This window comes from Nostoc sp. DedQUE05, assembly GCF_034530955.1.
Lineage (GTDB): Bacteria > Cyanobacteriota > Cyanobacteriia > Cyanobacteriales > Nostocaceae > Nostoc.
Genome location: NZ_JAVRCB010000033.1, coordinates 89,419 through 97,274 on the forward strand (window position 1 = coordinate 89,419; position 7,856 = coordinate 97,274).

General features: G+C 43.4%; 4 protein-coding genes. 3 read left to right on the forward strand and 1 reads right to left on the reverse strand.

What is annotated here, in order from left to right:
• The first annotated feature begins 38 nt into the window (after positions 1-38).
• Positions 39-2,204: a flavin-dependent dehydrogenase gene (locus RMZ42_RS23210; RefSeq protein ID WP_322673626.1), complete on the forward strand. Its 2,166-nt coding sequence runs from the start codon at positions 39-41 to the stop codon at positions 2,202-2,204.
• 61 nt (positions 2,205-2,265) lie between these two features.
• On the opposite strand, the gene RMZ42_RS23215 is transcribed toward RMZ42_RS23210, so the two are convergent.
• On the reverse strand, positions 2,266-3,789 hold the full coding sequence (locus RMZ42_RS23215) for a hypothetical protein (protein ID WP_322673633.1): 1,524 nt from the start codon (positions 3,787-3,789) through the stop codon (positions 2,266-2,268).
• A 1,017-nt stretch (positions 3,790-4,806) separates the two neighbouring features.
• Between RMZ42_RS23215 and RMZ42_RS23220 the strand changes: the two genes are divergently transcribed.
• Both RMZ42_RS23220 and RMZ42_RS23225 read left to right on the forward strand, forming a co-directional pair.
• On the forward strand, positions 4,807-6,261 hold the full coding sequence (locus RMZ42_RS23220; protein WP_322673627.1) for an aminotransferase class V-fold PLP-dependent enzyme: 1,455 nt from the start codon (positions 4,807-4,809) through the stop codon (positions 6,259-6,261).
• A gap of 212 nt (positions 6,262-6,473) precedes the next feature.
• Complete coding sequence (locus RMZ42_RS23225; protein WP_322673628.1) at positions 6,474-7,760, forward strand: sulfite oxidase; 1,287 nt, start codon at positions 6,474-6,476, stop codon at positions 7,758-7,760.
• Positions 7,761-7,856: the final 96 nt, after the last annotated feature.

Sequence of the window (7,856 nt, forward strand, 5' to 3'; positions counted from 1 at the left end):
GTCTTAGTGAGTAGATTGATGGGAGATGTCAGGAAAAAATGAAAGAAATCCTTTATTTAGAAGTTCCAACTCCAGAAACAGAAACTGTGCGTAGTTGGTTACAAACAGATTTTGAACCTGGAAATGGAGAAAAAGTGCTTACTTCGGAAGGCTTTCGCCTTAGAATAGCTAGTGCTACTACAGATACTGGAGTGGCTCCTTCCGAAAACTTGCCTACAGAACTTTCGGTATTTGTCTGGTCGGTGCAACGAACTACCTATCTGAAAGTGTTTCGCTGGGCAGAACAACCTTTTCCCAGTGAAGGACAAATTCTGCAACGCTTGACCAAGGAAATCAGAAGCCGTTTTCCGCATCATTACCCAGAACCGCCAACAATTGATTTATCCCAGCAATCAATATTTACCGTACTAGGCTCTACTTACCCCCTTACCGTCAAGTATTTTCAGAAAATGCCCAACGGTGAATATGACCTAACTCGTGCCTATTGGTGGGAACAACGATGGCGCGAAGGGGTGCGGAATCCGCAACAGCCGCGTCAAGTGGTGTTTTCGCAGGGGAGCAGGGGAGCAGAGGAGCAGGGGAGCAAGGGAGCAGAGGAGCAGGGGAGCAGGGGGGAAATAAGCAATGCCCCATCCCCCATGCCCTATGCCCAGTACGACATCATCTACATTGGCGGCGCATTAGGCGTAATCCATGCAGCACTGATGGCAAAACTCGGATATAAAGTCTTGCTGGTAGAACGAATGCCCTTTGGGCGGATGAACCGAGAATGGAATATTTCCCGCGACGAGATTCAAAGCTTGGTTAACTTGGGTTTACTCACCCCCGCTGAGTTAGAAACCATCATTGCCAGGGAATACAAAGACGGATTCAATAAGTTTTTTGATGCTAATAATCCAGCCAAACTGCGATCGCCCATCCTCCACACACCCACAGTCCTAAATTTAGGCTTGGATTCCGACAAATGGCTCCAAATGTGTGGGCAAAAACTGCAAGCGGCAGGCGGTGAAATTTGGGATGAAACAGAATTTATCCGTGCAGATATTGATATATCACAGGTAGTTTTGCAAGTCAAGCACTTGCCCAGTCAGATTGAGAAGCAAGTAAGTGGACGACTGCTAATAGATGCAATGGGAACTGCCTCCCCCATCGCTTGGCAATTAAATGGTGGTCGTGCCTTTGATAGTGTCTGTCCGACAGTGGGAGCGGCAATTGAGAGCGGATTTGAACCAGGGGTATGGGATTCCCAATATGGGGATGTTCTTTACAGTCATGGGGATATTTCGCGGGGAAGGCAGTTAATTTGGGAATTGTTTCCCGCAGCAGATAAGGAACTGACGATTTATTTATTTCATTACCACGAAGTCAATGCTGAAAATCCCGGTTCTTTGCTGGAGATGTACGAAGACTTTTTCACAATTTTGCCAGAGTATCGCAGGTGCGATATGGACAAATTGGTGTGGAAAAAGCCGACATTTGGGTATATACCAGGGCATTTTAGTGTGGGGAGTCGCGATCGCACAGTTGCCTTCGATCGATTGATGGCGATTGGTGATGCAGCATCACTCCAATCTCCGCTCGTTTTCACCGGTTTTGGTTCCCTAGTTCGCAACTTAGAGCGCTTAACAACGCTCTTGGATACTGCCCTCAAACATGACTTGTTGAGTTTCCGCCACTTGAACCAAATTCGCGCCTACCAAAGCAACGTTTCTGTGACTTGGCTATTTTCCAAAGGGATGATGGTTCCCACAGGGAAATTTTTACCACCACAACGGATTAACTCCATGCTCAATACCTTTTTTGGGCTGTTAGCAGACGAACCGCCAGAGGTGGCAGATAACTTCATCAAAGATCGGTGTGATTGGTTAACCTTTAACCGTTTAGCACTGAAAGCAGCCAGGAAAAATCCTGCCTTGCTTTTATGGATTTGGGAACTTGCTGGCCCTAGAGATTTAGTGCGATGGCTTGGTAGTTATTTCAACTTCGGTCGTCATGCCCTGGTTAATGCTTTATTAAGCCCGTGGTTGCCGCGCTTCTTAAACCGGGTAGGTTCTTGGCTAGAACCCCGAAATCCAAGCTTGTGGCTGTGGTTATTGGCGATTAATTATGCAATCGCCACAGGCAAACCGCGATCGTCAAGTCAGGTAGCAAAAACCAACCCAGAAGCCATAATTCCGAAGTCAGAAGCAAGAATTCTGAATTAGGAATGGAGCATGGAACATTAGGCATTAATCACTTGTACAGACGCGATTAATCGCGTCTCTCCTAACTCTTGGGGCGAAAATTCGGCAGTTCTACAGATGCCAATGATTTACGCCCCTTGGGTGGGCGCTGGGGATAAACTACTGGTGAAGGTGAATTGTCATCATTGGTGTTATCACCTAATGACTCTGAGGACAAATCACTTGCTGACAATTGAGAAACTTCTAACCAGTAGTCTTCAGTTTCTCCAACAGGCGTTTCGGTGTGAGATGGATTAGAGGAAAGCAGTAAGTTATTAGCTGGTGAAAGCACAGAATCCGTCGTCCAAGAAGTAGAGGTAGTTGCAGAAGGATTAATTTCTGCCTTCAAATCTTCCTCGTGTGGATTTTCTAGTTCCTCATCGTCTTCTAAGATTGTTGCTAAAGTCTCCCAAATAGGCACATCACTAACATCGGTTTTCGCAGCAGGTGGTGGTGATGTAGATGCAGGCTGGGAGGTGAAAAACATTTGGATTAAACTATCTAATTGCCGATCTAAATTTGATGAATCCGCAGGTGAAACCGCTTCAGTTGTATCTGGATCATCAACTTTTGGAGATGGCGCGGGTTGTGTTGGTGTTGGCGTGTCTTTCTTAACTGTCCAGTTCCAAGGAGATGATGGCGGTGTTGCAGGAGCTTCATTTCTTTGGAATGGAATTGGTGCTGAAGGTTCACCCCAAGAATTATCTAGATCGTTACTTAATGATTCTTCTTCTCCTGACCAAGGTTGAATTGGCTGGGCGTTAGGAAACAAAGACCGAGCTTTTCTAGAAAATCTTCCTTGGCTACTAGTTATGTCTTTAGGATGTTTGGCAGCATCCTCTAAGGAGTCATAGCTAGGAACCGAGGTATCTAGACATTTTTCCAAAGCTGCTTTGAATTGCAGCGTCTGGCGTTGTTGTCGCATCAGTCTAGTACGTAACTCCCGACAAACATTTTCTGATTGCAATAACTGCTGAGATTGTTCGTTGTTATTAGTGTGTAGCAACGTACATTCTCGCTCTAACTGGGCTAGGCGTTGTTGGCTAATTTGTAGCTGTGCTTTATAAGTATCAGTGAAAATTTCCTGACGTTGAACAGTCTGTACAGCAGTTTCTAATTGTTGAAATAAAGATTTTATCTGTTCTTGAGCCGCAGCTAGTTCCTGAGTGTGTTGGTTGAGCATCGACTCACTAACGCTAGAACGCGTTTTCTGCCACTGCAAAACCTTTTCTGACTCAGCTAGGTTGTCTTTTAGCTGCTCCACTTGTTCATACAATTTATTGTTAGCCGCACGTAATTCTTCGTTCAATGCCAGCAATTTTTGAAATTCCGAGTCAATAAGTGCTTGTTTGCCGCTTTCAGGCTCTGCAACCCAGTCCTGCTGGGTGGTATCTTGTGAAAATTGTGTATCTTCAGCTGGCATGAGGAGTGGCAGTTTCTTAACTGTCATATTGTCATTAGGCACAACTGAGTAAAAGGGACAATTCGCCTGCTCTGATTGTGGCGAATTAGCAGAATTTAGGGATTCCATCACAGCCCCCTTGTTTGAGGTGTCAGCTTCATTCATCACTCTTGACTCACCTGCTTAAAAATATTTAGCAGTGCTGGCATTAGCATTGCTTATCAACTGTGTCTAATCAGGGTTTGCTCTAGAAGCTAAGTTTAACTCTCTCCAAGCACCAGCAATTAATTATCAATTGGTGTTCCCCATTTTGTATCTAGACTGATGCCGTTATAACATTATGATGCTCTGCCCCGTCAAGAAGAGGTGGAAGGGGAACTCTGGCCGCCTTTGAAGATAGGCCAGAGCGAGGAGAAACCCGATACATTAAAAATTAAACTGTATTGGCTGGCTGATGAAGTTTTTTACATAAAAAACTGCCTTAATATACTTTATTTTTTAATATCGCATCTGTCTTAAGATATAAAATATGATTTTTTCTGAAATACATTTTGTAATTCCTGATTGAGTACTTAGATTTAGATATAGATGTCCGTACAAGTATCTACTCTTCAATGATAATTCTCTCATCCGAAGCGATCGCTATTTAATGTCAGCAAACAACTAAGAGCTTTCGCTATAACTGCAATCTTAAGAGATATCGCTCAATACGAATAAATACTTATAAAGTCTTAATAAAGACGTAACAATTCGTTTAAGTAAAATATAAAACTTTTTTAAAGAGTAATCTCAACTTAGTGAGGACTTTTTTCTCGATAAATACATTGCCAGTAGGGAATTGCAGGTTTTATTAGTTATAAGCTTTTCGATCGACTTATCTTCAATACGTCAAGTTTGTTTAATGACTGGAATAAAATTGTTTAAAGTATACTTTATTACTTAATAACAATATTTACACTGTATATTAATTTACGATAAAAATATTTAAGTTGAGCATTAATACGGATACTAATTTTAATTTTTTTATTAAAGAATAATTGTAATAACCGCGGTTTCTACTATAAGTAAAGTAATTATAAAGACCATAATTACTGAAAATTAATCTGGTTGTAGCGCGAAATAAAGTGTTGCAGCAGTTAGGCTTTTTCAAAAAAATCAAAATTTAAAATCGGGGTGCTAAAGATGACTGATATACTTGCAATGAGCGCAAATATCAAGCAAGAGAATGCTAAATTACCGCAGTTTGTAGAAAATTGTGACAGCTTTTGGGACAAAGAAATCAGACCGTTATTTACAGATGAGTCTCTATCTTTCAAGGTTAAAACTCTTAACGGAAACTATGCCAAGTACGTGAACTTGGATAATGGAGCTACAACCACACCCTTTGCAACCCTCAAGCAGTACGTGGACGAAATGCTTGACACCTATGGCAGCGTACATCGAGGTTCTGGGCAAAAATCCATCATCACTACACGAGAATATGACGCCAGTCGAAACATCATTCGTGACTTTGTCGGGTCATCTTCAAATAACTATGTAATCTTTGCCAAGAATACAACAGAAGCAATTAATGGAGCTGCCACACTTTGGGCAAAAAAACCTGGAAAAATTCTAGTTTCTGATATCGAGCATTCATCTAACCTGCTGCCTTGGGTTACTAGAGACGAGGTTGTGCAGTACAGAACACAGCCAGATGGGAGTGTAAGTATTGCAGAAATTGAAGATATCTTCAAGGCACACCAAAATCTCCCCGAAGCCGAGCAAATTAAGTTAGTAACTATTACAGGTGCTTCGACAATTACAGGTTATAGACCACCAATTTACGAAATCGCAGCTTTAGCACATCGGTATGGTGCGAAGATATTCGCTGACGTGTGTCAGTTAATTCAGCATGAACGAGTCGATATGTGTGCTGATGACGATCCATGTCATTTAGATTTTGTAGCTTTCTCTGGACACAAGATGTATGCCCCTTATGGAACCGGGGTTTTGCTGGGGCCAAAAGAATTTTTTGATAGCTCCTACCCTTATCAAATTGGGGGTGGAAACTTGCCTTATATCACTAGAAACCTAGAGATCAAGCGTTTTTATACAGAACGGGCCCATGACCCCGGAACACCAAACGCAATGGGTGCGATCGCTATTGCCAAGGCGATTGAAATTATCGAAGCAGTAGGGCGCGATCGCATTGCTCAGTATGAACGCTCTCTAGTTGAATTTACATATACACGGCTTGGGCTGATTCCTGGTGTCAAATTACATATTCCTGGAGATAATTTAGCCCATGTTATTCCCTTTGATATTGATGGATTTGACGGACGCTTAGTAGCAGAAATTTTGGCACAAGAATACGGTATTGGGGTTCGGGCTGGGGCTTTCTGCACTTATGAATACATTCGCAAACTCAAGAATGTTTCAGACGAACAAGACTGTGAGATTGCTCAAGAAGTAGACAGAGGAATTACACGGAACATTCCTAGTATTATCCGAGCCAGCTTTGCTGTATATAATACATTAGAAGATTGCGATCGCTTTATAAATGCGATCGCTCAAATAGCTAAAAACGGATTAGCTCACTATTTGCCTAACTACACACAAGATCCGATAACTGGTGTTTGGACAGCAATAAACAGCTAGTTTTTTAGGGCATTGGGCATGGGGGAGGCAGTGCGGTCTTCTCCCAAGGGGAGACGCCAAGGGCGATGGGGTCTCCCCAAGTGGAGCAACTGCCGTCATTGGGCATTGGTTTTTCTCCTTGTCTCCCTTATCTCTTTCATCTCCCTTTGCCCCTTCATTACTCTGTGCCTTAATTACGAATTACGAATTATAAATTACAAGGGGGTAATAGCTTGAGCGATGAAAACCTCTTTGACCAAGAGGATTATCTAAAGGCACGGGTTGAACAGTGCATCTGGCAAAAAAGCACAGATGCAGGTATTTCGCGCCAGCGCTTTCTGAAAATACTAGCTACTATGGTTGGCGCTACAGCCATCGGGGGGTTAGCTAAACCTGCGCTTGCTCACAGTCAGGCAGCTATTAAAACTAAAGGCAGTAAAATACTTAAGCCATTGCCACCAGGGTATATCTCTCATAGCAAAGGTACATTAGAGATGAACTGGGAAGCGATGTATGGGCGTGGTTATTTAGTACCAAATGATTGGTTCTATGTTCACAACCGCAGCGCACCTCTCCCTTTTGATCCGTCTACATGGCGTTTGCAAATTCATGGAACTGGCGTTTCTGCCCCTAGTGAGTTTACTTACGATCAAATCATCGCCATGCCATCCATCTCAGTCACTTGTGCCATTGAATGTGCTGCTAACGGTCGGCGCTTCTTTGAAGAGGCTTACAACACACCACTCCCTGGAACACGGTGGAGACTTGGGGCTATTGGTGTGGCTGAGTGGACTGGTGTACCACTTGGTATGTTATTAGAGCGAGCTGGATTGAAATCCACAGCGAAAGACGTACTCGTTGAGGGTGCAGATGTGGATTCGCTGGACTCTAAGGAGACAAATAAATCCAAGTTCAGCAGTGTAGTTCCAATTAGCAAAGCATTAGCAGATAACTCGCTCGTCGTCTACGCAATGAATGGAGAACCATTACCTCCAGATCATGGTCAGCCGTGCCGTGTGTTATTCCCTGGTTGGGGAGGAAACGCCAACGTTAAATGGATTGAGCGAATTGAAGTTTCCCAAACACCGATATATACGCAGTGGGTAACAGAGCAAATGGTGCTAGTTGGTGCAGATTACCCAGCGATCGCACCATATAAAGGTAAGCTGATTACCTATCAAAATGTTAAGAGCGCTTTCGAGTTGGCATGGCCAGCTACTCTTTCTGCTAAAACCCACTTACTACGTGGACGTTCTTGGTCTGGGAAAGGAAAAATTATCCGTGTGGAAGTCAGCCTAGATGGTGGTAAAACTTGGCAATTTGCAAGACTGAGAGAACCAAATTTTCCATTTGCGTGGGTACGCTGGGACATTGAATGGAACCCACTTCCTGGGGAATATTTTCTCCAGGCTCGTGCTACTGACAATTTAGGTAATACACAACCGAGTACAGTTCCGTGGAATGACTCTGGATTGCTTTACGGAGGTGTTGTTAGCCATCCGGTGACAGTACAGGCATGAGGAAAATAAGGGAGTATCAGGGGTACAAGAAGAATAATCTATGCCCAATGCCCAATGCCCAATGCCCAATGCCCAATGCCCAATGCCCAATGCCCA